We start from the raw sequence: 24,317 nt of genomic DNA on the forward strand, positions 1-24,317 counted from the left end.
GGACGGTGGCGCTGCCAGGGCGGTGGCGTTATCGGGACGATGGCGCTGCCAGGGCGATGGCGTTATCGGGACGATGGCGCTGCCAGGACGACGGCGCTGCCAGGACGGCGGCGCGAGAACGGCGCCGCGGGGGCGGTCCCGCCCGCACACCACAGTGAGGCCGCCGCCAGGTGTTCGCTGCATCCGGGCGGCGGCCGTGCGCGAGCGGCGAGGCTCCTCTCCTCGCCCCTGGCGCATTCCCGTCCGTCCAAGGCGGCCAAGGGCGCGGGAGTACCCGATCGCCGATCCCGGGAGGACGGGGCCGGAGCCGCGTCGAGACGCGAACGGGCCCCGGCTTTCACTGTGGTCGTGGCCGAGATCCCGAGGTCTGGGGGACCGGTTCCCGGGCGACGGGATGAGCGTCGCCCGAACGTCTCTCCGAGCGTAAGGCAGCGGCCGGCCGCTGGATAGGGGATTCGCGACACTGGGTGAGGGATTCCATACGGATCGTGTCGCCGTTCGGCGGTCGCATGGACGACTTTCCCTCAGGCACGCAAGCCGGTGGCGCTTTCCTCAGGTGGCGGCGTCCTCGCGATGAAGCCTGCCGGGAGGGGCTCCGGAGGGAACCGAGAACGCGGGGGCCGGCTGTCGTGCTGTGCCGGCCCCCGGTCCCGACACCCGTGCCGGCGGGGTCCGGGCCGACACGGGGCGTCCGAGGAGCGCGCGGGACCAACCGGTCACCTCAAGGCGCGGGGTCAACCGGGGTCCGGTGGTGTGCGGAACTCGGGGCTGGTCTCGGTGCCGTCGACGATGTGCCGGGCGAGCTCGTGCAGGCCGCGGCTGTGCGAACGGGCGTACCGGCGCAATCTGTCGAAGGCCGCGTCCGGAGTGCAGCCCCACCGCTCGGCGAGCATCCCCTTGGCCTGTTCGATGTCGATGCGGCTGGTGAGGGCGCGTTCGAGGTGGTGCATGCGGTGCCGGACGCGGTGGTGGAACAGGCGCAGCGCGGCGGCGTCGGCCAGCGCCTGCGGGACGAACAGGGAGTGCGGGACGAGCGGTGCCGAGTGGTGGTAGAGGATCAGGGCGCCCAAAGGGCGTTCGTTCTCCAGGTCGGTCAGGGGGAGCGCGCTGACCCGGCCGACGCCCAGGGCCAGGGCGTGCGGGCCGAACCGGGGCCAGCGGTGCTCGCCGGTTCCCAGGGTGAGGCCGCCCGCGAACCCGCCGGCCAGGCAGTCGTGGGTGGGCCCCTCGCCGGACTGCTGCTCCGCCTTCCACAGCGCGGAGGCCCGCTGGTCCGACACGGCGGTGACGACCGGCGGGCCGGCGAGCGTCACGGCGACGCGCGGCGCGGTGGCGGAGTACCCGGTGGGCGGGGAGGCCGGCGGGAAACCGTGTTCCGGCACGGTGGCGCCGCGGGTGCCCGCGAGCGGGGCGGCGGGGGCCGGGGAAGTGCGCACGAACGCGTCCTCGGCGGGGGGCACGGTCGTCTCCGGCCCGGCCGCGGACTGCCCCGTCGCGTGGTGTCCGTCTGCCCTCTGCTTCGTCACGTGCTGCCCGGTCGCGTCCGGCCGGGGGCCCGGCGGGGCCTCGATCGGCAGGAGCCGGCTGACGTGCGCGACGAGCGTCTGCAGGTACTGCGGGGGCGTGCGGTCGTCGTCCGCCCCGGCGAGGTCGAGCAGCGCGGTGGCGAGCAGCCGTTCCCGGGCGGACGCGTCGGCGACCGTCCCGGCGTGGCCGTCGTACGAGTGGGGGCGCAGGGTGGGCAACCGGTCCATGTCCCCAGTGCACGCCCGAACGGCCCGGCGCGGTAGCCCTTTTACCGCTTTGCGGCGGGGCGAACCGGTGATCGTCCCTTGGGCCGCGTCCCGTATCCCGTGTGACGCCCCTGTGCCTGCCCGGGAGCGAACCGGCGACCCTCCCGCGCCCGCGTCCCGCGAACCCCTCTCACCCCCCTCCCCGCCCCGCCACAATGGGCGAGGTGAGCGGCGAGCGAGTGCGTGTGGGGCTGCGGGTCGAGGGCATCGTCCAGGGCGTCGGGTTCCGGCCCTTCGTGCACGCGGTGGCCTCGCGGCTGGCGCTGAGCGGCATGGTGGCCAACGACTCCCGGGGGGTCGTCATCGAGGTGGAGGGCCCGGCGGAGACGGTGGCCCGTTTCCGCATGCTGCTGGAGAGCCAGGCCCCGCCGCTGGCCGTCGTCGAACGCGTCACCAGCGAGCCGCTGCCCCCCGGGCGCGGGGGAACGGGACCGGGGTTCGCCATCGTCACCAGCGGCACCGCGGACGGGGCGCGCACCCTCGTCCCGCCGGACGTCGCCACCTGCGCCGACTGCCTGCGCGAACTCTTCGACCCGCACGACCGCCGGTACCGCCACCCCTTCGTCAACTGCGTCAACTGCGGTCCCCGCTTCACCATCGTCCGGGACCTCCCCTACGACCGGCCGCGGACGACGATGGCCGGCTTCCCGCCGTGCGCCGCCTGCGCGGCCGAGTACGCCGACCCGGCCGACCGGCGGTTCCACGCCCAGCCCGTGTGCTGCCCGGCCTGTGGGCCCACGCTGCGGCTGGTGGACGCCGCGGGCGCGCCGCTGCCCGGCGAACCGATCGGAGCCGCGGCGGAGTTGCTGCGCGCGGGCCGGGTGGTGGCCGTCAAGGGGCTCGGCGGCTACCACCTCGCGGTGGACGCCGGGTCCGAGAGCGCCGTCCGTGTCCTGCGGGCCCGCAAGCACCGGGACGACAAGCCGTTCGCCGTGCTGGTGCGCGACCTGGACGCGGCGGAGCGGCTGGCCGACCTCGACGCGACCGCCCGGGACGTCCTGACGGGCCCCGAACGGCCCGTCGTCCTGGTGCCCCGCCGCCCGCACGCGCCCCTCGCCCCGTCCGTCGCGCCCGGCCGCCGCGAACTCGGGCTCGTCCTCCCGTACACGCCGCTGCACCACCTGCTGGCCGCCGAGTTGGCCCGCCCCTCCGTGCTGACCAGCGCAAACGTCTCCGACGAGCCGATCGTCCACCGGGACGAGGACGCCCTGACCCGGCTCGCCGGGCTGGCCGACGCCTTCCTCACCCACGACCGGCCGATCCACATCCGGGCGGACGACTCCGTGGTGCGGGTGCGCGGCGGCCGTACGGTGCCGGTGCGGCGGGCGCGCGGCTACGCGCCGCGCCCGCTGGCGCTCCCGGTGACCGCCGCGCGCCCCGTCCTGGCCTGCGGCGCCGAACTCAAGAGCACCTTCTGCCTGGCCCGCGACCGCCACGCCTTCCTCTCCCCCCACATCGGCGACCTGGAGAACCACGAGACCCTGCGGTCCTTCACCGAGGGGATTGCCCACTTCCGCCGCCTCCACCACATCGAGCCCGCGCTCCTCGCCCACGACCCGCACCCCGAATACCTCTCGACGAAGTACGCGCACGAACTCGCCGACGCCACCGGCGTGGAACTCACCGCCGTCCAGCACCACCACGCCCACATCGCCTCCTGCCTCGCCGACAACCAGGAGACCGGCCCGGTCATCGGCGTGGCCTTCGACGGGCTCGGCTACGGCACGGACGGCACCCTGTGGGGCGGCGAGTTCCTGCTCGCCGACCTGGTGGGCTTCCGCCGGGCGGGCCACCTGGTGCCGGTCCCACTGCCCGGTGGCAGCGCCGCCATCAAGGAGCCGTGGCGGATGGCGGCGGCCTATCTGGACGCGTGCGGGGAGGGCGACGCGTACGGCGACGACCTGGCCGTCCGCCGCCGCCACGGCACGCGCTGGGACCAGGTGCGCGCGGTGGCCCGGTCCGGCATGTACGCCCCGCTCACCTCCAGCGCCGGGCGGCTGTTCGACGCGGTCGCAGCGATCTGCTCCCTGCGCGACACGGCGCGCTACGAGGGCCAGGCCGCCATCGAACTGGAGCAGTGCGCCGATCCGGCCGTGCGGGACGGCTATCCCGTACAGGTCGACGACGAGGGCCGGGTCCGGGGGACCGACCTCGTCCGCGCGGTGGCCGAGGACGTACGGAGAGGGACGGCCACCGGTACCGTGGCGGCCCGGTTCCACAACGGCCTCGCCGACGTGATCGCGGACCGCTGCCGCGCACTGCGGGACAGCAGCGGCATCACCACCGTCGCCCTGTCGGGCGGCGTGTTCCAGAACGTCTTCCTGCTCGACCGCACCGTCCCGGCCCTCGAACGCCACGGCTTCCGCGTCCTCACCCACCGCCGAGTGCCCCCCAACGACGGCGGCATCAGCCTCGGCCAGGCGGCGGTGGCAGCGGCCCGCGACCGGCCGGGGGAGCGGTAACAGGCGTCGCCGGGCGGCACCTGACGCGAGGAAGCTGCCAGCGGGGCGAAGCTGTCAGTCACGATGCGGCCATCGGTGGGACGAAGCCGCCAGCGGGGCGGTGCCGCCTGTCACGATGCGGCTACCGGCGCGAGGAATCTGTCAGCGGGGCGAAACTGTCAGTCACGATGCGGCCATCGGTGGGATGAAGCTGTCCGCAGGGCGAAGTTGTCGGCGCGATGTGGCCACTGGCGTGAGGAAACCGCCGGCGTGAGGAAGCTGCCAGTCACGATGCGGCCATCGGTGGGACGAAGCTGCCAGCGGGGCGGGGCTGTCAGTCACGATGCGGCCACCGGCGCGACCAAACTGCCAGCATGACGAAGCTGTCGGCACGCCATAGCCATCAGCGCGACGAAACTGTCAGCAAGACGAAACTGCCAGCAACGACGAAACCGCCAGCACGACGAAGCCCCCGCCACGACGAAGCCGCCGCCCGGACACGTACCCATCCGGACGACGGCCCCATCCGCACCGCCCCGTTCAACGCGCCCGCGGCGGTACCGCCCCGCTCAGCAGATCCGCGGCAACGGATCCCCGATCAGCACGTCCACGATGCGCGTCCCCCCGAACTCCGTTCGGGCCAGCACCAGGCGGGCCGGGTCCGGTGCCATCCGCCCGATCACGGCGGCCCGTTCGCCGAGCGGATGCGCCCGCAGGGCCGACAGGGCGGCGTCCGCCCGTTCGGCCGCGACCACCACGACCATCCGGCCCTCGCAGGCGATGTACAGCGGGTCGATGCCCAGCAGTTCGGCGGCGCCGCGGACCTCGGCGCGGACCGGCACGGCGGCCTCCTCCAGCACCACCGCGGCCTCCGAGGCCCGAGCGATCTCGTTGAGCACCGTCGCGACTCCGCCCCGGGTGGCGTCGCGCAGGCACCGCACGCCGTCGCCGCACGCGTCCAGCAGCGCCGCCACCAGGGGCGTCAGGGCAGCGGTGTCCGAGGTGAGGCCGCTCTCGATGCCCAGGTCGCCGCGGGCCAGCATGACCGTGGTGCCGTGGTCGCCGACCGGCCCGGACACCAGCACCGCGTCACCGGGCCGCGCCTGCCCGGCGCCCAGGACGAACCGGTGCTCCAGCACGCCGACCCCGGCGGTGGTGACGTAGAGCCCGTCGGCCTTGCCGCGTTCGACGACCTTGGTGTCACCGGTGACGATCCGCACCCCGGCCGCCCGTGCCGCCCGCGCCATGGAACCGGCGATCCGGGTCAACTCCACGACCGGGAACCCCTCCTCCAGGATGAACCCGGCCGACAGGTACAGCGGCCGTGCCCCGGACACCGCCAGGTCGTTGACCGTGCCGTTGACCGCCAGGTCGCCGATGTCGCCGCCCGGGAAGAACAGCGGCGACACGACGTAGGAGTCGGTGGTGAAGGCCAGCCGGGCGCCGCCTGCCGGGCATACCGCCTGGTCCTCCAGCGGCGCCAGCATCGGGTTGTCGAACGCTTCGAGGAAGACCGCCTCGATCAGCGTCTGGGTGGCCTTGCCGCCGGCGCCGTGCGCGAGCGTGATCCGTTCGTCCCGCATCCGGGCCTTGCGGCGGCGCGCCCGCTCGATGCGCCGCAGGACGCGTTCCTCCTGCTCGGCCGTCATGCCCGGCCCGCCTCCTCCTGCTGCCGCGGCACACCGGCCGTCAGAGTGATCGGAACGGGCCCCGCGCCCCCGGTCCTGTGACCGCCGGGCCCCTCGCTCCCGGCCCCCGCGCCCCCGCTCGCCTTCCGGACGGCGGCGCGGGAGAACCGGCCGAAGTTGTAGTACGCGGCGCAGGCGCCCTCGGAGGAGACCATGCAGGTGCCGATCGGGGTCTCGGGCGTGCAGGCGGTGCCGAACACCTTGCACTGCCAGGGCTTGAGCACCCCTTTCAGCACCTCGCCGCACTGGCAGGACTTGGGGTCGGCGACCCGGACGCCCGGCAGGTCGAAGACCCGCTCCGCGTCGTACGCCGCGTACTCCTCCCGCAGCCGCAGCGCCGAGTGCGCGATGAAGCCCAGCCCCCGCCACTCGAAGTGGGGCCGCGGCGTCATCACCCGGCTCAGGGCCCGCAGCGCCTTCTCGTTGCCGTTCCAGGGGACGGCCCGGCCGTACTGGTTCTCCACTTCCGTCCGCCCCTCGGCGAGCTGCCGCAGCAGCAGGTAGAGGGACTGGAGGATGTCCAGCGGCTCGAACCCGGCGACGACCAGCGGTTTCCCGTACTCCTCGGCGATGAACCGGTACGGCTCGCAGCCGATCACCGTCGAGACGTGCCCGGGGCCGATGAAGCCGTCCAGGCGCAGATCCGGCGAATCCAGGATCGCTTTGACCGCGGGGATGATCGTGACGTGGTTGCAGAAGACCGAGAAGTTCGCCAGACCTTCCGCCTCGGCGCGCAACAGCGTCACCGCCGTCGAGGGCGCGGTGGTCTCGAAGCCGATGGCCATGAACACCACCCGCCGGTCCGGGTTCTCGCGGGCGACGCGCAGGGCGTCCAGCGGTGAGTACACCATGCGGACGTCCGCGCCGGCGGCCTTCGCGTCCAGGAACGAGGCGCGGCCTCCCGGGACGCGCATCATGTCGCCGAACGCGGTCATGATGACGCCCGGCTGCCCCGCGAGGTGGATCGCGTCGTCCACCCGCCCCATGGGGATCACGCACACCGGGCAGCCGGGGCCGTGCACCAGCGTGACGTTCTCCGGCAGCAGGTCCTCGATGCCGTGCTTGTAGATGGTGTGGGTGTGCCCGCCGCACACCTCCATGAAGGTGTACGAGCGGCCGGGAGCGCACAGTTCGGCGATCCTGGCGGCCAGCGCGCGGGCCGTGCCGGCGTCGCGGTACTCGTCGACGTAGCGCATCAGTCGATTCCCGATTCTCGGAGTGCGGCGATCTCGTCCTCGTACGCCTGGCCGATGCCTTCGAGAAATTCCAGCGCGGCCCGGGCCTCGGCTTCGTCGATCTTGGAGAGGGCGAACCCGACGTGGATCAGGATCCAGTCGCCGGGCCCCACCCCCTCCCCGTCCAGCAGCGCGATGTTGACGTTGCGGCGGACGCCGCCGACGGCCACCCGCGCCAGGTCCGGCCGGTCGTCCAGGATCTCGACGACCTCACCGGGAATCCCGAGGCACACGGTCACCTCCCGCGCCCTCGTCCCGAGCGATCGCGTCCGCGTCCGGCGCGACCAGGCCCGTGTCCGGCGCGACCGCGCCCGCCTCCCGCGCGACCCGGATGGAGACCAGCGTGAGCTCGTCACCGGGCACCGTGCGCAGCTCCACCTCCGCGCCCTCGGCCACCGACCCCGCCGCGACCAGCTCGAACGACTGGGCCAGCGCCGGTTCCACCACCGCGTGCAGCTCGCCGATCCGCAGCGTGAGACCGGTGACCCGGCGTCCTGCGGCCCGGTCCTCCACGGCCCGCAGGATCCCCTCGCACAGCCCGACCTCATGCATGACGTCCGTCCTCTCCGCGCTCCGCCGCCGGAGCCCCTGTCGTGATCGGCGGAGCGGGCAGCTCCCCGTTCCCGGCCAGCAGTTCGCGCACCAGCCGTACGGCCTCGTCCACCGCCGCGCCCACGGGCGGGCTGAGCCCGATGCCCTCCTCCAGGCACGCCGGTTCGCACCCGACCACCCGCACCCACGGCAGCCGCACCCCGAGCCGCCCCAGGACGGCCAGCACCGTTCCGGGCGCCAGGTCGTGGGCGTCCATGGCGGGCACGGGGCCGTCGTCCGCGGCGCACTCGTGACCGGCCGCAGGGATGTCCGGGGCGAGGACGCAGACCGTCCCGGGCGGTTCGCCCTGCCCCATCGCGTCGACCAGGACGAGTCCCGTGTAGCCCTCCATCAGTTCGTACGCGAGGTGCACCCCGCGGATGCCGAAGTCGGCCACCCGCACGCCCTCCGGCAGCGGCACCCCGGCCAGTCGCCGGACCACCTCCACGCCGAACCCGTCGTCGCGCAGGAACACGTTCCCCACGCCCGCGACCATCACCTTCACAGCAGTTCCACCTCATCGGGAGCGAAGTAGCGGTACCGGCCGACCGCGTGGTGCAGATCGGCGCCGGGGTCGTCGTCGAGCGTCACCGCCAGGTGCGTCCCGCCGTCCACGTCGCGGAGGACGGCGGCCACCCGGGCGGTGCGCCCGGCCAGGAACATGTCCTGCGCGTCGGCCCGCCGCCCGCCGCCGGGCAGCAGCCGCACCCGGACACCGGCGGCGGCCGTCCCGCCGGGCACGGGGACGGTGGCGGGGGCATCGGCGTCGCCGTCCGGCCGGTCGTCATACGGCGGACGGGCCCGCGGCGGACGGGCCTGCGGCAGGCCGCCCTGTGGCAGAACGGAGGGCCGGACGACCCCGTGCAGTCGGGCCAGCACCTCCGGCCCGATGCCGTCCGCGTGCTCGATGATCGCCGCGGCGCGCGGGTCGGTGGCCCGGGCCTCGCGCTTCTCGGCGTCCGTCAGGGTCATCGTGCGCAGGGTCAGCAGCTCGTCGATCTCGGTGCCGTCGTACAGGTCGGCGGGACTCTCCGGGGCGATGCGCGGATGGTCGCCCAGGATGATCGGGGCGCTGAGGACCGTCCGGTCGTCGATCAGCGCGGGCCAGGCGTGCCGGTTCACGCACCCCGCGGCGGCGCCCGCGGCCCACTCCGGCGGATCGGTCGGTGACAGGAAGTGCCCGTGGTCGACGGCGAGCAGGGCGTGCGTGCCGACGAACGCGCCCCGCAGCATCTCCGCACGCTCGCCGCATTCCCCGCCCGCCGTCCCGTGCTCCCCGCCCGCCGTCCTGTGCTCCGTCCGGACCGCCGCCCCCTGCTCTGTTCCGTGCTCCGTCCGGACCGCTGTCCCGTGCCTCGCCCCGTTCTCCGTCTCGTTCTCCGTCCGGACCCGCACCCGCAGCAGGCCGTACGGGCCCGGCACCGCCTCCACCGCGATCCGCACCGTGCCGGTCAGCGGCCACCACCGGCGGCCGTCCTCCTGACCGCCGGGCACGGTGAACGGCCGGATCACCACCGTGCCGGGCACCAGAGCGGCGCGCGCGTCGACCTCGCGGACCACGCCCTCGTCCCACGGCAGGTCGCCGGGCCCACGGGCGGCCCGGCGCCGCACCTGGAGGAAGCGCACCCGGACCGTGAGCGCGTCCGGGCCCGCGCGACCCGGTTCCACCAGGCAGTCGGTCTGCGCGGACGTGGTCTCGGAGGGGTCCGCGCCCTGCGGGGCGAGCACCCCGAACTGCCAGCGCAGCCGGTTCTTGGGCGCGGACGCCCGGTAGGGGTAGAGCACATAGCCCTCGAAGAGCACCGCGTCGGCCACCGCCCGCGCCCGCGCGAATCCGGGCGGCGCGTCCGGCTGCTCCGCGATCTCGGCGACGGCTGCTTCCGACGGGTCCGCGAGCCCGTCCGCCTCCCCGGCGTCGGCCGCGTCCGACGGGTCCACGCCCCCGGGCCCTTCCCCGCGCTCCCTCGTCCCAGAGCCCACGGGACGCGGGCCCACGACCCCGTCCGCCTCCCCGGTGACAGCCGCGTCCGACGGGCCCACAACCCCGCCCGCCTCCCCGGTGGCGGCCATATCCGACGAGCTCACGACCCCGCCCGCCTCCCAGGCGTCGGCCACATCCCAGGCCACCTCCCCACCCCCCTTCCTCTCAGCGCTCACGGGCACTCCCCTCCCCATCCCCGTCCCCGGCGCGCCAGGGAGCCCGGCCGGGCGCCCCGCCGGGAGCCGGGCCCGGCGTGCCGCCCGCCCGGTCGAGCAGGGCGCCCACCGTCTCCTCCCACGTCGCGAGCTGCCGGGCGTGCTTGAAGCTCTGGAGGGCGTCCAGCGTCTCGCGGCGCAGCCGGAGCCACCCGCACCCGGGGAAGTGGCGGTCCATCAGGTCCCGCCACACCCCGGCCGGCAGGCCGACCGCGCACTCGCGCTCCCACGGGACCATCGCGACGCCCTCGCGCGTGAAGACCGTGCCGCTGAACAGCAGCAGCAATGGCACCTCGCCGTCGTCCAGCGCGTGGAAGTACTGCCCGCAGGACACCTCCAGGTCGTACGAGCAGGGCACCGGCACGTCGATCTCCGTGCCGCCGCGGAACCCCGGCACCATCGCGGTCACCGTGGCCAGTTGCAGCGGGCGCAGCGTGGTGGGCCAGCGGCTCGGCTCGCCGAAGAGGTCGGCCAGCCGCTCGCCCTCCTCGGGGGAGTAGGGCCGCAGGTGCGGCTGGATGCGGAGCTGGCAGCGCAGCGCGATGGCCCGGACCTCGCCGCCGGAACGGTCGTCGATCCGCAGCCGGAACAGGAGCGTCGGCGCGGCGGCGTAGGGCTCGGGGCGGATGCGCACGCAGTCGAAGGAGAGGTCACTCACCGTCGCTCCTCTCGGGGGAGGGGTCCCCGTTCCGTACGGGCCTACCGGGCACCACCGGCTCGTCGGCCGACCCGCGCCGGGGACCGGGGACGGAGACCCCCGGCCCGGTGCCGCGCCCTTCCGGGGCCGGGGCCGGGCCGGGGGACGCGGCGGCGGCGCGGGCGCGCAGGGCCGAGGGCGTGAGCACCGCCGGGCCGCCGTCCCCGGCCTCCGGAGCCGGCCGCGACCGGCCGTCCCCACCCGTCCGGCGGCCCCGCAACTCCGCGAAGAACGCGTCCATCTCGCGCCGCACCCGCGCCCCGCCGTCGAACCCCCGCCAGTGCAGGCGGAGCCGTCCGACCAGGTCGTAGCAGGCGTCGATGGGCACCAGGTGGCACTCCACGCCCGCCCCGCCGTCCCGGCGGCGCAGCAGCAGCGCCTCGACGTCGTCGGCGAGGTCGGCCACCGCCGGGTTGGCCGCCAGGACGCGCCGCCAGGCGTCCTCGGGCAGCAGCGACTCGGTCGCCCCGGCCGGGCTCGGGTAGAAGGCGACGTAGCGGCCCAGGCGGGAGTTGCGGAAGCAGAAGGCCATGGCGACCGGGAGCCGCAGCGCTTCCCACTGCTCCGCGCTCAGCACGAAATCCCGGGCGTCACGCGGGCGGTCGGGCACGCCGCGGTAGCGCCCGGCGGAGCCGCCGGGGCGGATCAGCAGCAGCCGGCACGGTCGGCAGGCGCACAGCAGGCCGCGGTCGTCGAGGTCCACGACGTGGCCGTGGAAGGGTTCCAGCGCCGCCGAGCACAGCTCGCAGCGGGCCTGCGGCGGGCGTACGGGGCCGGAGTCGCGGAACCGGCGCAGGCCGGCGCCGGCGGTCACGCCTGCGCCCCTCGGCCGAGCGGTGCCGCGAACCCCGGAGGCGGCCCGGACCGGATCTGGAGCAGCGGCGGTTCCGGCGCGGCCCGCTCCACCCGTACGCCGGTGATCTCGGGGGCCACCGCCTGAACGGCCCGTTCGATGACCTGCTCGGCGGTGCCGGCGGAGGACGGGCAGCCACCGGCGCCGCGCAGCCGCAGCCGCACCACCCCGGCGCCGTCCACGCCCACCAGCTCCACGCCGCCGTCCCGCGCGCCCAGATACGGGCGGATGCCGTCCAGCGCCTGCGCGACCCGCTCCTCGGTGCCCAGCGGGTGCAGGTCGTGCAGGATCAGCAGGCTGCCCACCAGGTCGTCGGCGGCCAGCTTGACCAGGTCGTCCGGGGGCAGCAGCGCGGTGATCCGCGCCAGCCCGTCCCCGTACAGCCGCATCAGGAGGCGCACCAGCTCCTCCACCTTCTCGCCCACCCGCGGCGGGTTGGCGAGCTGGGCCACCAGCCGCTCCACGCGGGCCTCCGTCCGGCGCAGTTCGTCCATGGTCAGCTCCCCGCGCCGTAGACCGTGGGGGACAGGGACGTGCGCAGCACCCGGCCGCCGCCGAGGAACATGTGCACCCCGCAGGGCATGCACGGGTCGAAGCTGCGCACCGCGCGCATGATGTCGATGCCCTTGAACCTCTCGGGCGGGTTCTCCTCGAAGATCGGTGTGTTCTGCACGGCGTCCTCGAACGGGCCCGGGGTGCCGTACACGTCGCGGACGCTGCCGTTCCAGGGGGTGGGCGGGTACGGGTGGTAGTTCGCGATCTTCCCTTTCCTGATGACCATGTGGTGGGACAGCGCTCCTCTGACCGCCTCGCTGAATCCGCAGCTGACGGCCTCCTCGGGGACGTCGAAGGGGGACCAGGTGTCCGTCCGCCCGGACCGCACCTCGGCGAGCGCCCGCTCCACGAAGTGCAGCGCCGCGGCGGCGGCGTACGCCTGGAAGTAGGTGCGGGCCCGGTTGCGTTCGATGGCGTTGCTCAGCGGTTCGCCGTCGTGCTCGGGGATGCGCCACTCCAGGGTGGTCTCCGGTTTGGTGGCGGTGCGCGGCAGGTGGATCAGGACGCTGCGGCCGGTGGATTTGATGTGGTCCGTCTCCACCAGGCCGGACAGGGCCGTGGACCACAGCCGGGCCAGCGGGCCGCCGCCGGTGTCCAGGGCGAGGTGGTCGGTCCCGTCGAACCAGCGCGGGGACATCACCCAGCTGTACTTGTCGCCGAAGTCGCGCCGCTGGGGGCGCGGGATGGTGTGCTGGTTCCACGGATGGCGCCGGTCGACGGGGTTGCCGAGCGGGTCCTCGGTGACGAACGGCTCGCGGTCCTGCCAGTCCTCGTAGAAGGAGCTGCCGAGCAGGACGCGGATGCCGAGGTTGATGTCCACCAGGTCGTTGGTGACCAGCCGGCCGTCCACGACGATGCCCGGCGTGATGAACGCCCGGCGGCCCCACGCGCTCATGGTGCGGTAGTCGAAGTCGCAGTGCGCCGGGTCGTGCAGCCCGCCCCAGCAGGCCAGCAGCACCCGCCGCCGGCCGACCTCCTCGTAGCCGGGCAGCGCCTGGTACATGAAGTCGAACAGGTCGTCGTGCATCGGGACGACCTTCTTCATGAACTCGACGTACCGCATCAGCCGCGTCAGGTAGTCGGTGAACAGCTGCACCGTGGCGACCGTCCCGACCCCGCCCGGATACACCGTGGACGGGTGCACGTGCCGCCCCTCCATCAGGCAGAACATCTCCCGCGTGGAGCGGCTGACCTGGAGCGCCTCCCGGTAGAACTCGCCCTCCAGCGGGTTGAGCGAGCGCATGATGCCGGCGATCGTGCGGTAGCCGTGCTCCCGCGCGTGCGGCGCCTCGGTGCGCTCGGCCAGTTCCAGGACGCCCGGGTTGGTCTCGCCGACCATGCGCGCGCAGTAGTCGACGCCGACCAGGTTCTCCTGGAAGAGGTTGTGGTCGAACATGAACTCCGCCGCCTCGCCCAGGTTGAGGATCCACTCCCCGAGGGCGGGCGGGCGCGCCCCGTACGCCATGTTCTGCGCGTACACCGAGCAGGTGGCGTGGTTGTCCCCGCAGATGCCGCAGATCCGGCTGGTGATGAAGTGCGCGTCGCGCGGGTCCTTGCCCCGCATGAACACGCTGTAGCCGCGGAAGACGGACGAGGTGCTGTGGCACTCCGCGACCCGCCCCCGCCCGAAATCGATCTTCGTGTGGATGCCCAGGCTCCCGACGATGCGCGTGATCGGGTCCCACGCCATCTCCACCAGTTCGTCACCCATGTCCGCTCCCCTTTCGCCAGGCCGGTTCGTACCCCGAGGTCAGTTCGTCGCCTCTGCGCCGCCATTCCGGCTCCTCCTCGACGTTGTGCAGGGCGATCCCGCGCAGCGTGCGCACCAGGCGCCCGTAGAGCCCGCCGGCCGGCGGGGTGCCCTGCAGGCCCGCCGGCTCGTCCATGAACGGCATGAACCTGTCGGGGAAACCCGGCATGGTGCAGGCGATGCAGATGCCCCCGACGTTCGGACAGCCGCCCACGCCGTTGATCCAGCCCCGTTTGGGAACGTTGCACCGCACGACCGGACCCCAGCAGCCGACCTTGACCAGGCACCGGTCCGAACCGTGGGTGGCCGCGAACTCGCCCTGCTCGTAGTAGCCCGCCCGGTGGCACCCCTCGTGCACGGTCTCGCCGAACAGCCAGGCCGGGCGCAGGTTGTCGTCCAGCGGGATCATGGGCGCCTGCCCGGTGAGCTGGTACAGCAGGTAGACGAAGGTCTCCGAGAGGTTGTCGGGCTGGACCGGGCAGCCGGGCACGCACACGATCGGCACCCCGGCCTTGGACCGCCAGCCGTGCCCCAGGTAGTCCGGCACGCCCATGGCGCCGGTCGGATTGCCCTGCATGGCGTGGATGCCGCCGTACGCGGCGCAGGTCCCCGCCGCGACCACGGCGGTGGCCAGGGGCGCCAGGCGGTCCAGCCACTCGGACGTGGTGATCGGCTGCCCCGTCTCCGGGTCGTTGCCGAAGCCGCTCCAGTAGCCCTCTTCCTTGATCGCCTCGTTCGGTACGGAACCCTCGACGACAAGGACGAACGGCTCCAGTTCGCCCCGTTCCGCCCGCCGGAACCACTCGGTGAAGTCGTCCGGGCCCAGCTGCGGGCCGGACGCGTAGTCCAGCAGCGGCCAGTGCAGCGCGAGCCGCGGCAGCCCCGGCAGCGCGCCCAGCGCCAGTTCCTCCACGCTGGGCTGGGTGGCCGCGGTGAGCGCGACCGACTCGCCGTCGCAGCTCAGCCCGGCGTTCAGCCACAGGACGTGGACCTCCGCCTCCCCGGGACGCGCGCCGGGCGCCCTCACCGCGCACCCCCCTCCCGCGTCCGGAGGGCCGCCAGGGCCTGCCGGGTCAGCTCCCACAGCACGTGGTACACGGTCGTCTGGGCCTCCTGGATGCGGTGGACCGAGGCGGACGGCATGACGAACAGGTGGTCCAGCCCGGGCAGTTCGGCCAGCCGCCCGCCGTCGTGGCCCGCGAGCGCCACGGTGACCATGCCGCGCCCGGCGGCCTCCTCCAGCGCGCGGACGACGTTCGCGGAACCCCCGCTCGTCGACAGGCCCACGGCGATGTCCCCGCGCCGCCCGAACGCCGCCAGCTGGCGGGCGAAGACCACCTCGAAACCGACGTCGTTGGACAGCGCGGTGACCACCGCCGCGTCGCTGGTCAGCGACAGTGCGGGGAGCGCCGGCGCCCGGCCGGGCGGGTGCAGGAACGTGGTGGCCAGCCCCTGCGCGTCCGTACTGCTGCCGCCGTTGCCGAACGCGAACAGCCGGCCCCCGGCCGCGAACCGCTCCGCCAGGGCGGTGGCGCAGGCGACCATCCGGCGGGCGCCGTCGGCGACGACCGTCCGCCGCAGCGCGGTGATCTCGGCGATCTTGGCGTGCGCGGAGGCGGTGGCGTCGGCCGCGACGGCGTCGGCGGCGGTGCCGTCCGGCCTGCTGAACGGCCCGTCGTCCGGCCCGCTGAACGGCCCGCCGTCCGGCCCGCCACCCGGACCGCCGCCCCCGCGCCGCCGGGAGAGGAAGGGGTACAGCTCCCACACGCTCTCGGGCACGTCAGTCATCCGGGTCTCCGATCGGGGGCTGCGGGGCGTGGGGCACGGAAGCCGGAAGCGGGACGGGAGGAGGGGCCCCCGGGTCCTCCCCGTCCCCACCCACCACCCCGATCGCCTCCCCGGCGTGCACCAGCACGGTGGTCCCGGGCGCCGCCGCGACCAGCGCCACGCTGATCCGGCGCGTCGTCCCGCCGCCCTCGGCCTCCGCCAGGTCGCCCGGCAGCAGCCGCCGCACCCGCATCGGCACCGCCTCGTCCGAACAGGTGACGCAGACGCCCCCGGCGCACTCCGGCGGCACCGCCCCCTCCTCCGGCGGTCCGCCCCCGCCCTCCGGAGCGCCCCCGCCTCGCCCCACCACCCCCGCGAACGTCCCCTCCAGGAAGACCTGCACGACCTCCCACATCAGGTGGTAGGCCGTCACATGCACCTCTTTGACGACCAGTGGGTCGGTGCCGCCCACCACCAGTACGTGGTCCGCGTCCGCCGCGTCCGCCGGATCGCCGCCGCTGAGACCGATGGTGAGCAGGCCCAGCTCCCGGGCGACCGCCATCCCGCGCCGCACGTTGGGGCAGCGCCCGTCCGGCGAGATGCCGAGCGCCACGTCCCCGGCCGCGGCGAACGCGCGGAGCTGGTGCGCGAACACCTCGGCGAACCCCTCGCGCGCCCCGACACCGCTGACCGTCGCCGCGTCGTTGCCCAGCGCCAGCGCCGGCAGCGCCCGCTTGCCGACGACCACCGGGTGCATGAACTCGACCGCCACATGGCTCGCGTCCGCCCCCGACTCCCCGTTGCCGAACACCAGCAGCTTGCCGCCGCGCGCGAACCGCGCGGCCATCTCCCGGCACGCCGCGACCAGCGGGCCCGCCGCGTCCGCCAGGCCGCGCACCCCCTCCTCGCGGCGGGCGAAGGCGTGGCGCGCGGCAGCCTCGTCCAGGACCGGGCCGCTCACCGGGACGCTCCCGGACACCCGTTGACGGACAACGTCGCTCAACTCCCCACGTGCAGGACGATCACGCAGGTGTCGTCCTCCGGATTGGTGTCCAGGGCGGTCAGGAGGGCTTGGAGGTGCTGCTCGACATCGCCGGCGGCGCCCTGCCGGGCGGCCTCCAGGAGCAGGGCCACCCGTGCCCCGTCGCGGTCCTCGCGCCGCTCGACCAGCCCGTCGGTGTACAGGATCACGCGGTCGCCGGGGAACAACTCCGTGGTCGTCATGCCGTACCCCGGGTCGAGGCTGGCGCCCAGCGTCGTCCCGCCGGCGTTGTCCAGCTCCACGGCGCGACCGCCGCGCACCAGGACGGGCGGCGGGTGCCCGGCGCGGGCCCAGGCCAGCGTGCGGACGCGCGGATCGAAGTGGCCCACCACGGCGGTGGCCGTCAGCGAGTCCTCGTGGCCGTGGAAGGCGACGAGGTTCAGGCAGTCCAGGACGCGCGCCGCGTCCGCGCCGGTGTGCGCGATCCCCAGCAGCGCGTTGCGCAACTGCGCCATCCCCGCCGCCGCTTCCAGCCCGTGCCCGATGACGTCGCCGATGGCGATCAGCACCTGCCCGTCGGGCAGCGGCGCCGTCTCGAACCAGTCCCCGCCGACCTTGGCGCAGTTCTCCGCGGGCTGGTAGCGGATGGCGACCCGCAGGCCGGGCAGCGTGGCGTGCTGCCGGGGGAGCAGCGCGAGCTGGAGGTCCTCGGCCATCCGGAGCTGCTGGTTCTGCCGCTCCCGCCGGGACGCCTCCAGGGCCGCCTCCGTACGGCGCACCGCGGACACGTCCTGCACCACGCCGTGCACCGCGATCAGGTTGCCGCGGCTGTCCCGGACGAGTTCGGCGTTGACGCTGACGTGCCGCCGCCGGTCGGTGCCGCGCGTGCGGATCTCGAACCGCACCGGCTCCTGCTGCTCGGACAGCGAGGTGACGGCCCCGACGACGACCGGCAGGTCCTCCTCGGCCACCCGCTCCGACAGGTCGTCCAGCGGCAGCGGCCCGTGCTCGGGGTCCAGATCGAGGATGTCGTACATCCGCCGCGACCACACCACGTCCCCGGTGACCAGGTTCCACTCCGCCCAGCCCAGGTTGACCAGCCGCTCGGCGCCGTCGATCCGGGCCGAGAGCCGGGCCTGCTCGTCGTGGAACTGCCAGCTCACCAGCAGACCGCCGCCCACCTGCTGCGCCCGCACGCTCAGCAGCGCGGGGTGCGGCACGCCGTGGAACGGCTCGACGTAGGAGAAGGGCTCCCGGCTCAGCGGCACGCCGGTCTCCAGCACCTCCACGTACGCCTCGAACAGGCCGGAGAGCACCATCCCCGGGAACGCGTCCAGCAGCCGCCTGCCCGTGATCTGCTCGGGCGTGCGGTCCATCAGCGTGGTGGCGTGCTCGTTGCAGTGGTCGACGGTGAACTCCGCGATCCGGCCGCGGCCGTCCCGGACCGGGAAGAGGAGCGCGGCGGGGACGGGGATGGCGTCGACCACCACGCCCAGCCACACGGCGCGCACGTCGTCGCCCGGCAGCCCCAGGGCCGCCAGACCGCGCAGCCGCTCCCCGGCGGCCCGGGTCAGCACCTCCAGGCGGGCCACCTCCGGCTTCCTGACGGGCACGGGCCCGGCCCAGCTCGCGCTGACCACGCAGATGACGGGGCCCGCGCCCGCCACCGGGTCCGGGCCGCCCGGCGACGGACGGGCCGGTGGGACGTCACCGCGGGCCGAGACCCAGGTCAGGGTGTGCTCGCCGGACTCGTCGTCGAGCCACAGCAACTGGTCCCGCTCGGCCATCCGGGCGAGCGGCAGCACGCAGCGCAGCGGCAGCCGGGACCGGTCCTCGACCGTCTGCCCGGTCGTGCCGGCGACCCCGCTCATCCGGAGCGCGCCCTCCATGTCGAGGACGGCCAGCAGCACCGCCGTCGCGCCCAGCGGACGGAACCGGTCGTGCAGCCGCCGGGCCAGCTCCATCGGGCTGCGGGCGGTGGCGACCTCCACGGCGCCGGGCACCGTCGCGGTCGGCAGGCGGACCGTTACGGCACCGTCCGCCGGAGGATGCCGGGCGAGGGGATCGCTTCCGGGGCGGGAGGCCGGGGACGCGGCGTCGGCCGCCTCCCGCGCGGCCAGGTCGCCGAGCAGCCCCTCGGCACACGTGTGCGCCTGCGTCTCGTCGCATCCCAGGCACTTCATCAGGAGTTCTTCGACGCGCGCGACGCTCACCGCGGGGGCGGACCCCACCTCGCCCCCGATCACACCGTTGTCGCGTCGGACCATGGCACCTCGTCACCTTTTTTAAGGCACCTGTGGTCCCACCACACGGATGTCTCGCGATCACGCGACCGGACGGGCGGGGCATGCCTCACAGGGGTGTTGTCTACCAGTGCCTACTCGATCACCGAGGTTGGTGTGCACTAATGCTCAGAGCCTTTGTGACGGTTCCGCCGAGGGTGCTGTTGTGACCGGGCGACGACCGTAAACGATCAGTTGCTCATTCAATTGGTTTTCGCGCCGAGGGGCGAAGCGCCGAGGGGCGAAGGGAGCGCGGCGCCGGGCCTGGAGGCCGGTGCGGTGGCGCCCGCCGCCTGCCGTACGGGACCGCCGGCCGCGTAGTGGACGTACTCGCGGACCAGCCGGAAGCCCGCGGTCCAGGCCAGGAGACGGCTGGGGCGGTTCATGGTGGAGCAGTCCCAGCCGGGGACGTGGCCGCGGGCCGCGATGTCCGCGCACAGGGCGGTCACGCAGGCCAGGGCGAGACGGTGCCGCCGGTGGTCCGGCGCGGTGAAGACCGCCACGTCCTCGTACCGGCTGCCGCGGAAGTACGTGCAGGCCAGCGCCAGGATCCGGCCGTCGCGGCGCACGGCGGCCCAGCCGTGCGCGGAGGCGGCGAGCCCTTCCGGCCCGCCCCACGTGGCGGCGATCCACGCCGCGTCGGGGCCCAGGGCGCGCAGCGCGGCGGCGTCCCCCGGTTCGAGACGGCGGACGCGGACGCCGCGCGGCACGGGCGGGCGGCGGGCCGGCTCCTGCTGCGTCCAGACCATGCGCTCGTAGGGGACGAGCCGGTCGAAGGCGGACCGGAGGACGGGGAGGAACCGGGCGGGCGCGTCGAGGTAGCAGCCGGCCAGGGGCGCCAGGTCACCGGGCGCGAGGGCGCGCGGGTCGCCGCGCAGCACCACGTGGTCGGCGCAGGACACGGCCACCGCGCGCGGCCGGTCGGCGGCGTCCGCCCACCAGCGGCCGACGCCGGTCAGCAGGACGTGTTCGCCCAGGGTGGCGGGGCCGGGAGCGCCCGCCGGGAACCAGCGGGCGAGAGCGGGCGGGCGGTAGGACGGGAGCTCGATCATCGGGGCCTCACGGGGCGGGGTGGTCCATGCGGGGTGTCCGGCGCGGGATCCGTGCCGGGAGGAAGGGCGGGCGCGCTCCGGCGCGGACCGCGGCGCCCGCCGTGACCGGTCCCGGCGGTGGCGCCGCGGCGACCGCCGGGACCGGTGCCGGATCAGTGCTGACCGGCCTTGCGGCCGTGGTTGGCCTTCTTCCTGCGACGGGTGCGCTTCTTGCGGGCGCGTTTGGACATGTGCGGTACTCCGTTCCGGTACGGGAGGGGTGGCCGGGCCTTCAAGCGGTGGCGTGCGCGCCGACGAGCTGGTCGGCGAGCTTGGTGAGGCGTTTGACGGTGCGGACCTCGGTGGCGGCCGGCGCCGGGGCGGCCCGCACGGCGCGGTCGAAGTAGGCGCCGTTGACGATCTCGGTGGCCGGATCGCACAGCCGGACGACGTGCGCCGCGCCGTCCGCCGGCGCGCCGCCCTCGTGGGCGTACAGCGGCAGGAGCGCCGTGTCGCACACGCCGGGGTGCACGGACACCGCCGTCACGCGCGGGTCGGCCGCGAAGACGGTGAGCGCCAGCTGCGACTGGGCGTAGGCCGCCAGCCGGGAGTAGCGGCGGGCGCGGTGCGGATCGCTCCACTGGATGGTGGCGGTGCGGTGCAGGGACGAGGAGACGTTGACCACCCGGCCCAGGCGGCCCGGCGCGGTCAGCGCGGGTTCCAGCGCCCGGGTCAGCAGGTAGTGGGCGAGGAAGTTGACCTGGAAGGCGATCTCGACGCCGTCGCCGGTGAGGGTGTGCCGCTCGGGGGCGGCCATCCCCGCGTTGTTGACCAGCACGTCGAGGGACGGGTGGTCGCGCAGCACCGATTCGGCCAGCCGCGCCACCTCGGCCAGGTGGCAGAAGTCCGCGGCGACCGGGCGGAGCAGGGCGGCGTCGGTCCCCTCGGCGGTCAGCCGGTCGGCGGCGGCGCGTGCCTCTTCGGGCGTACGGCCGTGCAGCAGCACCGTGGCGCCGCGACCGGCGAGCTGCCGGGCGGTCTCGAAACCGATGCCGGAGGTGGCACCGGTCACCAGGACGGTACGGGAGGAAAGGGTGGAGTCGGACATGATCCCATCCGGGGGTCGGCGTACGCCCGGGATTCCCGTTCGGACGGGGCGGGCGCACGGAGGTGGGTGAGGAGCTGGGTGCGAGAGAAGGAGAAAAAGGATGAAAAAAGGGGAATAGGGAGGAGAAGAAAGATGGAAATGGTGGATCGAGGGAAGAAAGGGCAGGAAAGGAGAAAGGGGCGCCGGACGGGATCACGGCGCCCCAGGGGCCTCGGAACGGTGCCGGCCTCAGCGAGGCACGGACGCGGGCGTTTCCGGGCGGTGTGGCGCACGGCGGAGCGGCCGACGATGCGGCGGCCGGTCGGAGAGGAGCCATGCGCTGTTCACGGCAACCATCCAACGGGCCCCGCCGCCCCCCGGCAAGGCCCGTACGTCGTCCCTGACGCCGCCCTGATGTCCCCCTGACCTTTCCCTGACACGGGGTGAAGAGGGGAGGCGGCGGGGCATCTCGTCCTCAGGGCGAGCAGCCTCGTTCTCAGGGTGAGCGTCAGAGGGAGGGCGTGAGGCCGCGCCACCGTGCGACCGCCCCGTCAGATCAGCCCGGACAGCTTGAACATCTGATGGGCCGTCTCGTTGTCGACGCGCCGGGAGAGCTCGCGCAGCGTCACCACGCCGTGGAGCAGCAGGCCGCGGTCGCGGGAGGCGCGGGCGCCCTTGTCCAGGAGGTGCCACAGGCGGGGGTTGGCGGTGAGCACCCGGGGGTCCAGCTCGACGCGGGCGCCGTAGGCGTCGCGCAGCACCAGGCGCTGGGCGACGCCGTCGAGGCGGTGCACCGTCACCAGGCAGTCCGTCCGCACCCGGCGCTCGCCCAGCAGGCCGCGGGCGGCGAGCCACCCCTCGCCCGCGGTGATCCGTGGCGGCAGCAGGACGAGGAACAGCAGGACGGCCAGCCCGCCCCACATGCCGGCGCGCGGCACGGTGAGGTGCCCGAGGCCGCCGTCGCAGAGCAGCAGCAGCCCCAGCAGCGCGCCGGAGCACGCCAGCGCGCTCTTGAGGTCGCCGGGCCAGCGGTGGTCGCTGGTGAGGGCCCGCTCGGCGGGGCTGTGGTGCCGCTCGCCGGTACGAGGTGCGCGCCCGGCCGGGCGCGCGTCGTCGGTCCGGCCGGTGTCGTCCTGGTGGCGTCCCATAGGGCTGACGGTAGGAAGGAGGGGAGCGCCGCACCACGGATGTTGACGCGCCGCTGACGGGTCCCCGACTCCTTCTTGACGGCCGGGCGGTTCCCTCGTCAGGCGGGGAGCGCCGACAAGAGCGCGTGAAAAGGCGTCCGTTCCGCGCGAAGAAAGCGCTAGGAACGAACGCGTACGGGCGGAAACGAACGGAGGCTGAGCGGGCTCACCCGTCACCCGGACGGCGCGAAGCACCTGAAGGAGTTCCGAACCCATGTCCGTCCTGACGACCGCGTCCGGTCCCGCCCCCGTGGACGAGCCGGCGGATCCCCCGGATACCGGGGAACGGCACCGGCTCACCGCCGTCACCGGACTCGCGGCCCTCTCCCTGGACGCCGTGGCGTCGGTGGCGTACGGGCCCGAGGCGATCGTCCTGGTCCTGGCCGTCGCGGGCGGGCACGGCCTCGGCTTCACCCTGCCCGTCACGCTCGCCATCGCCGCGCTGCTCGCCGTCCTGGTGGCCTCCTACCGGCAGGTCATCGCCGCGTTCCCGGACGGCGGCGGCTCGTACGCGGTCGCCAAGGCCCACCTCGGCCGCCGCACCAGCCTGGTGGCCGCCGCCTCGCTGGTGCTCGACTACGTGCTGAACGTCGCGGTCGCCGTCACCGCCGGCGTCGCCGCCCTGACCTCGGCCTTCCCCGAGCTGTACGGGGAGCGGGTGTGGCTGTGCCTGGGCGTGCTCGCCCTGATCACCGGCGTGAACCTGCGCGGCGTGGTCGACTCGGCCCGCGCCTTCATCGTGCCCACCGCCGTCTTCGTCACCTCGATCCTCGTCCTGATCGTCGCCGGACTGCTGCGCTCCGCGCCCACGAGCACCGAGGCCGCCGCCGGCCACGCCTCCGTCCTGGCCGGCAACGCCACCACCGTGGGCGCGCTGCTGCTCCTCAAGGCCTTCGCCTCCGGCTGCTCGGCGCTCACCGGCGTGGAGGCCATCGCCAACGCCGTGCCGTCCTTCCGCACCCCGCGCGTGCGGCGCGCCCAGCACGCCGAGGTCGCGCTCGGCGCGGTGCTGGGCGTGATGCTGATCGGCCTGGCGGTCCTTATCTCCCGCTTCCACCTGCAGCCGGTCCAGGGCGTGACCGTCCTCGCCCAGCTCGCGGACGCGTCCCTGGGCCACAACGCGGCCTTCTACGTCGTCCAGTTCGCGACGATGACGCTGCTCGCGCTCTCCGCGAACACCTCCTTCGGCGGCCTCCCGGTGCTGCTCAAGCTGCTCGCCCGGGACAACTACCTGCCGCACGTCTTCGCCCTGAAGGCGGACCGCCAGGTCCACCGGCACGGCGTCCTGGCCCTGGCGCTGGTGTCGGCCGCGCTGCTGGTCCTCTCCGGCGGCGACACCAACACCCTGGTCCCGCTGTTCGCCATCGGCGTCTTCATCGGGTTCACCGTCGCGCAGGTCGGCATGGTCCTGTACTGGCGCGAGCGGCGCGGCCCCCGGTGGCGCGGCACGGCGGCGCTGAACGGCTTCGGGGCCGTCCTGACCGGGGTGTGCGCGGTCGTGGTGACGGCCACCAAGTTCGCGGACGGCGCGTGGCTGATCGTGGTGGCGCTGCCGGTGCTGGTCGCCGCCTTCGAGACGGTGCACCGCGCCTATGGCCGGATCGGTGCGCGTCTGGGCCTGGGACGGATCCCCGAACCCCCGCACCGTGACCGCTCCGTGGTGATCGTCCCGGTCTCCCACCTGTCGAAGCTCACCAGCGAGGCGCTGACCGCCGCCGCCTCCCTCGGTGACGAGGTGCGCGCGGTGACCGTCTGCCACCCCGACCCCGAGGACCGCGCGCAGACCGAGGCCCTGGAGCGCGACTGGTCCCTGTGGGACCCGGGCGTCCCCCTCGTCCGCATCCCCACCGCCCGCCGGGCGCTGGGCCGCCCCATCGCCGCGTACGTGCGCGACCTCGCGGCGACGCCCGGCACCCGCGTCACCGTCCTGATCCCGGAGGTCGAACCGGCCCGCCTGTGGCAGCGGGTCCTCCAGAACCAGCGGGGCGCCGTCGTTGCCCACGCCGTCCGCCGGGACACCGACGCGGTGATCTGCCGGCTGCGCTTCCGGCTGGGGTGACCTCCCAGCCGGAGCGGCGGGGCGCCGGGGGGGGGGGCGGCGTGCCGGGGGGGGGGCCGCTGGGGGGGGGGTGCACGGGCAAGCGGGGGCGCGCGCCGCGGCCGGACGGTTCCCGAACGGCCC

20 protein-coding genes are annotated in these 24,317 nt (G+C 74.6%); 2 read left to right on the plus strand and 18 right to left on the minus strand.

Annotated elements, in window-relative coordinates:
- Nucleotides 1-734 precede the first annotated feature (734 nt).
- Nucleotides 735-1,754 carry an ANTAR domain-containing protein gene (locus tag ABZX96_RS19655; RefSeq protein WP_355546027.1) on the minus strand — a complete coding sequence of 340 codons (1,020 nt, stop codon included), beginning with the start codon at nucleotides 1,752-1,754 and terminating at the stop codon, nucleotides 735-737.
- A gap of 194 nt (nucleotides 1,755-1,948) precedes the next feature.
- Between ABZX96_RS19655 and hypF the strand changes: the two genes are divergently transcribed.
- Entirely contained in the window at nucleotides 1,949-4,255 is a 2,307-nt protein-coding gene (gene hypF, locus ABZX96_RS19660; protein ID WP_355546029.1) for a carbamoyltransferase HypF, read from the plus strand.
- A 548-nt stretch (nucleotides 4,256-4,803) separates the two neighbouring features.
- Here the strand turns inward: hypF and hypE are convergent.
- The 17 genes from hypE to ABZX96_RS19745 form a co-directional block, all read right to left on the minus strand.
- A complete protein-coding gene (gene hypE, locus ABZX96_RS19665; RefSeq protein WP_355546031.1) occupies nucleotides 4,804-5,883 on the minus strand; it encodes a hydrogenase expression/formation protein HypE in 1,080 nt (359 codons plus the stop codon).
- On the minus strand, nucleotides 5,880-7,118 hold the full coding sequence (hypD, locus tag ABZX96_RS19670; protein ID WP_355546033.1) for a hydrogenase formation protein HypD: 1,239 nt from the start codon (nucleotides 7,116-7,118) through the stop codon (nucleotides 5,880-5,882). The genes hypE and hypD overlap by 4 nt, the downstream gene beginning before the upstream one ends.
- Nucleotides 7,118-7,390: a HypC/HybG/HupF family hydrogenase formation chaperone gene (locus tag ABZX96_RS19675; RefSeq protein WP_355546035.1), complete on the minus strand. Its 273-nt coding sequence runs from the start codon at nucleotides 7,388-7,390 to the stop codon at nucleotides 7,118-7,120. Before ABZX96_RS19675 ends, hypD begins: the two co-directional genes overlap by 1 nt.
- Nucleotides 7,368-7,709, minus strand: coding sequence for a hydrogenase maturation nickel metallochaperone HypA (locus tag ABZX96_RS19680; protein WP_355546037.1), 342 nt, complete (start codon nucleotides 7,707-7,709; stop codon nucleotides 7,368-7,370). Before ABZX96_RS19680 ends, ABZX96_RS19675 begins: the two co-directional genes overlap by 23 nt.
- Nucleotides 7,702-8,232 (minus strand): hydrogenase maturation protease, encoded by a 531-nt coding sequence (locus ABZX96_RS19685; RefSeq protein ID WP_355546039.1) that lies wholly within the window; start codon nucleotides 8,230-8,232, stop codon nucleotides 7,702-7,704. Before ABZX96_RS19685 ends, ABZX96_RS19680 begins: the two co-directional genes overlap by 8 nt.
- Nucleotides 8,233-8,249: 17 nt before the next feature.
- On the minus strand, nucleotides 8,250-9,905 hold the full coding sequence (locus ABZX96_RS19690) for a hypothetical protein (RefSeq protein WP_355546041.1): 1,656 nt from the start codon (nucleotides 9,903-9,905) through the stop codon (nucleotides 8,250-8,252).
- A complete protein-coding gene (locus tag ABZX96_RS19695; protein ID WP_355546043.1) occupies nucleotides 9,895-10,602 on the minus strand; it encodes a DUF6084 family protein in 708 nt (235 codons plus the stop codon). The genes ABZX96_RS19690 and ABZX96_RS19695 overlap by 11 nt, the downstream gene beginning before the upstream one ends.
- The gene (locus tag ABZX96_RS19700) at nucleotides 10,595-11,455 is read right to left on the minus strand and encodes a DUF5947 family protein (protein WP_355546045.1); all 861 of its coding nucleotides are present in this window, start codon (nucleotides 11,453-11,455) and stop codon (nucleotides 10,595-10,597) included. Before ABZX96_RS19700 ends, ABZX96_RS19695 begins: the two co-directional genes overlap by 8 nt.
- Nucleotides 11,452-11,988 (minus strand): NifU family protein, encoded by a 537-nt coding sequence (locus tag ABZX96_RS19705; protein ID WP_355546047.1) that lies wholly within the window; start codon nucleotides 11,986-11,988, stop codon nucleotides 11,452-11,454. Before ABZX96_RS19705 ends, ABZX96_RS19700 begins: the two co-directional genes overlap by 4 nt.
- A gap of 2 nt (nucleotides 11,989-11,990) precedes the next feature.
- Complete coding sequence (locus tag ABZX96_RS19710) at nucleotides 11,991-13,760, minus strand: nickel-dependent hydrogenase large subunit (RefSeq protein ID WP_355546049.1); 1,770 nt, start codon at nucleotides 13,758-13,760, stop codon at nucleotides 11,991-11,993.
- Nucleotides 13,753-14,826, minus strand: coding sequence for a hydrogenase expression protein HypE (locus tag ABZX96_RS19715; RefSeq protein WP_355546051.1), 1,074 nt, complete (start codon nucleotides 14,824-14,826; stop codon nucleotides 13,753-13,755). The genes ABZX96_RS19710 and ABZX96_RS19715 overlap by 8 nt, the downstream gene beginning before the upstream one ends.
- Nucleotides 14,823-15,587: an SIS domain-containing protein gene (locus tag ABZX96_RS19720; protein WP_355546053.1), complete on the minus strand. Its 765-nt coding sequence runs from the start codon at nucleotides 15,585-15,587 to the stop codon at nucleotides 14,823-14,825. Before ABZX96_RS19720 ends, ABZX96_RS19715 begins: the two co-directional genes overlap by 4 nt.
- A complete protein-coding gene (locus tag ABZX96_RS19725; protein WP_355546055.1) occupies nucleotides 15,580-16,527 on the minus strand; it encodes an SIS domain-containing protein in 948 nt (315 codons plus the stop codon). Before ABZX96_RS19725 ends, ABZX96_RS19720 begins: the two co-directional genes overlap by 8 nt.
- A gap of 38 nt (nucleotides 16,528-16,565) precedes the next feature.
- Nucleotides 16,566-18,815, minus strand: a complete 2,250-nt coding sequence (locus tag ABZX96_RS19730; protein ID WP_355546057.1) for a SpoIIE family protein phosphatase — start codon at nucleotides 18,813-18,815, stop codon at nucleotides 16,566-16,568.
- Nucleotides 18,816-19,033: 218 nt separating this feature from the next.
- The gene (locus tag ABZX96_RS19735; protein WP_355546059.1) at nucleotides 19,034-19,882 is read right to left on the minus strand and encodes a GNAT family N-acetyltransferase; all 849 of its coding nucleotides are present in this window, start codon (nucleotides 19,880-19,882) and stop codon (nucleotides 19,034-19,036) included.
- Between the two features lie 271 nt (nucleotides 19,883-20,153).
- Entirely contained in the window at nucleotides 20,154-20,969 is an 816-nt protein-coding gene (locus ABZX96_RS19740; protein ID WP_355546061.1) for an SDR family NAD(P)-dependent oxidoreductase, read from the minus strand.
- A 530-nt stretch (nucleotides 20,970-21,499) separates the two neighbouring features.
- Nucleotides 21,500-22,096, minus strand: a complete 597-nt coding sequence (locus ABZX96_RS19745) for a hypothetical protein (protein WP_355546063.1) — start codon at nucleotides 22,094-22,096, stop codon at nucleotides 21,500-21,502.
- 253 nt (nucleotides 22,097-22,349) lie between these two features.
- Here ABZX96_RS19745 and ABZX96_RS19750 point away from each other — a divergent pair, with 253 nt between their 5' ends.
- A complete protein-coding gene (locus tag ABZX96_RS19750; protein ID WP_355546065.1) occupies nucleotides 22,350-24,194 on the plus strand; it encodes an APC family permease in 1,845 nt (614 codons plus the stop codon).
- The last annotated feature ends 123 nt before the right edge of the window (nucleotides 24,195-24,317 follow it).

The sequence above is a fragment of the Streptomyces sp. NPDC003077 genome (assembly GCF_040611095.1).
Lineage (GTDB): Bacteria > Actinomycetota > Actinomycetes > Streptomycetales > Streptomycetaceae > Streptomyces.

What these genes read in the sequence shown, in the direction of transcription:
- hypF (WP_355546029.1), top strand. Translation starts at nt 1,949, where the DNA reads ATGGGCGAGGTGAGCGGCGAGCGAGTGCGTGTGGGGCTGCGGGTCGAG.
- ABZX96_RS19655 (WP_355546027.1), bottom strand. Translation starts at nt 1,754, where the DNA reads ATGGACCGGTTGCCCACCCTGCGCCCCCACTCGTACGACGGCCACGCC.
- hypD (WP_355546033.1), bottom strand. Translation starts at nt 7,118, where the DNA reads ATGCGCTACGTCGACGAGTACCGCGACGCCGGCACGGCCCGCGCGCTG.
- ABZX96_RS19750 (WP_355546065.1), top strand. Translation starts at nt 22,350, where the DNA reads ATGTCCGTCCTGACGACCGCGTCCGGTCCCGCCCCCGTGGACGAGCCG.
- ABZX96_RS19740 (WP_355546061.1), bottom strand. Translation starts at nt 20,969, where the DNA reads ATGTCCGACTCCACCCTTTCCTCCCGTACCGTCCTGGTGACCGGTGCC.
- ABZX96_RS19720 (WP_355546053.1), bottom strand. Translation starts at nt 15,587, where the DNA reads ATGACTGACGTGCCCGAGAGCGTGTGGGAGCTGTACCCCTTCCTCTCC.
- ABZX96_RS19680 (WP_355546037.1), bottom strand. Translation starts at nt 7,709, where the DNA reads ATGCATGAGGTCGGGCTGTGCGAGGGGATCCTGCGGGCCGTGGAGGAC.
- ABZX96_RS19745 (WP_355546063.1), bottom strand. Translation starts at nt 22,096, where the DNA reads ATGGGACGCCACCAGGACGACACCGGCCGGACCGACGACGCGCGCCCG.
- ABZX96_RS19735 (WP_355546059.1), bottom strand. Translation starts at nt 19,882, where the DNA reads ATGATCGAGCTCCCGTCCTACCGCCCGCCCGCTCTCGCCCGCTGGTTC.
- ABZX96_RS19705 (WP_355546047.1), bottom strand. Translation starts at nt 11,988, where the DNA reads ATGGACGAACTGCGCCGGACGGAGGCCCGCGTGGAGCGGCTGGTGGCC.
- ABZX96_RS19710 (WP_355546049.1), bottom strand. Translation starts at nt 13,760, where the DNA reads ATGGGTGACGAACTGGTGGAGATGGCGTGGGACCCGATCACGCGCATC.
- hypE (WP_355546031.1), bottom strand. Translation starts at nt 5,883, where the DNA reads ATGACGGCCGAGCAGGAGGAACGCGTCCTGCGGCGCATCGAGCGGGCG.
- ABZX96_RS19730 (WP_355546057.1), bottom strand. Translation starts at nt 18,815, where the DNA reads ATGGTCCGACGCGACAACGGTGTGATCGGGGGCGAGGTGGGGTCCGCC.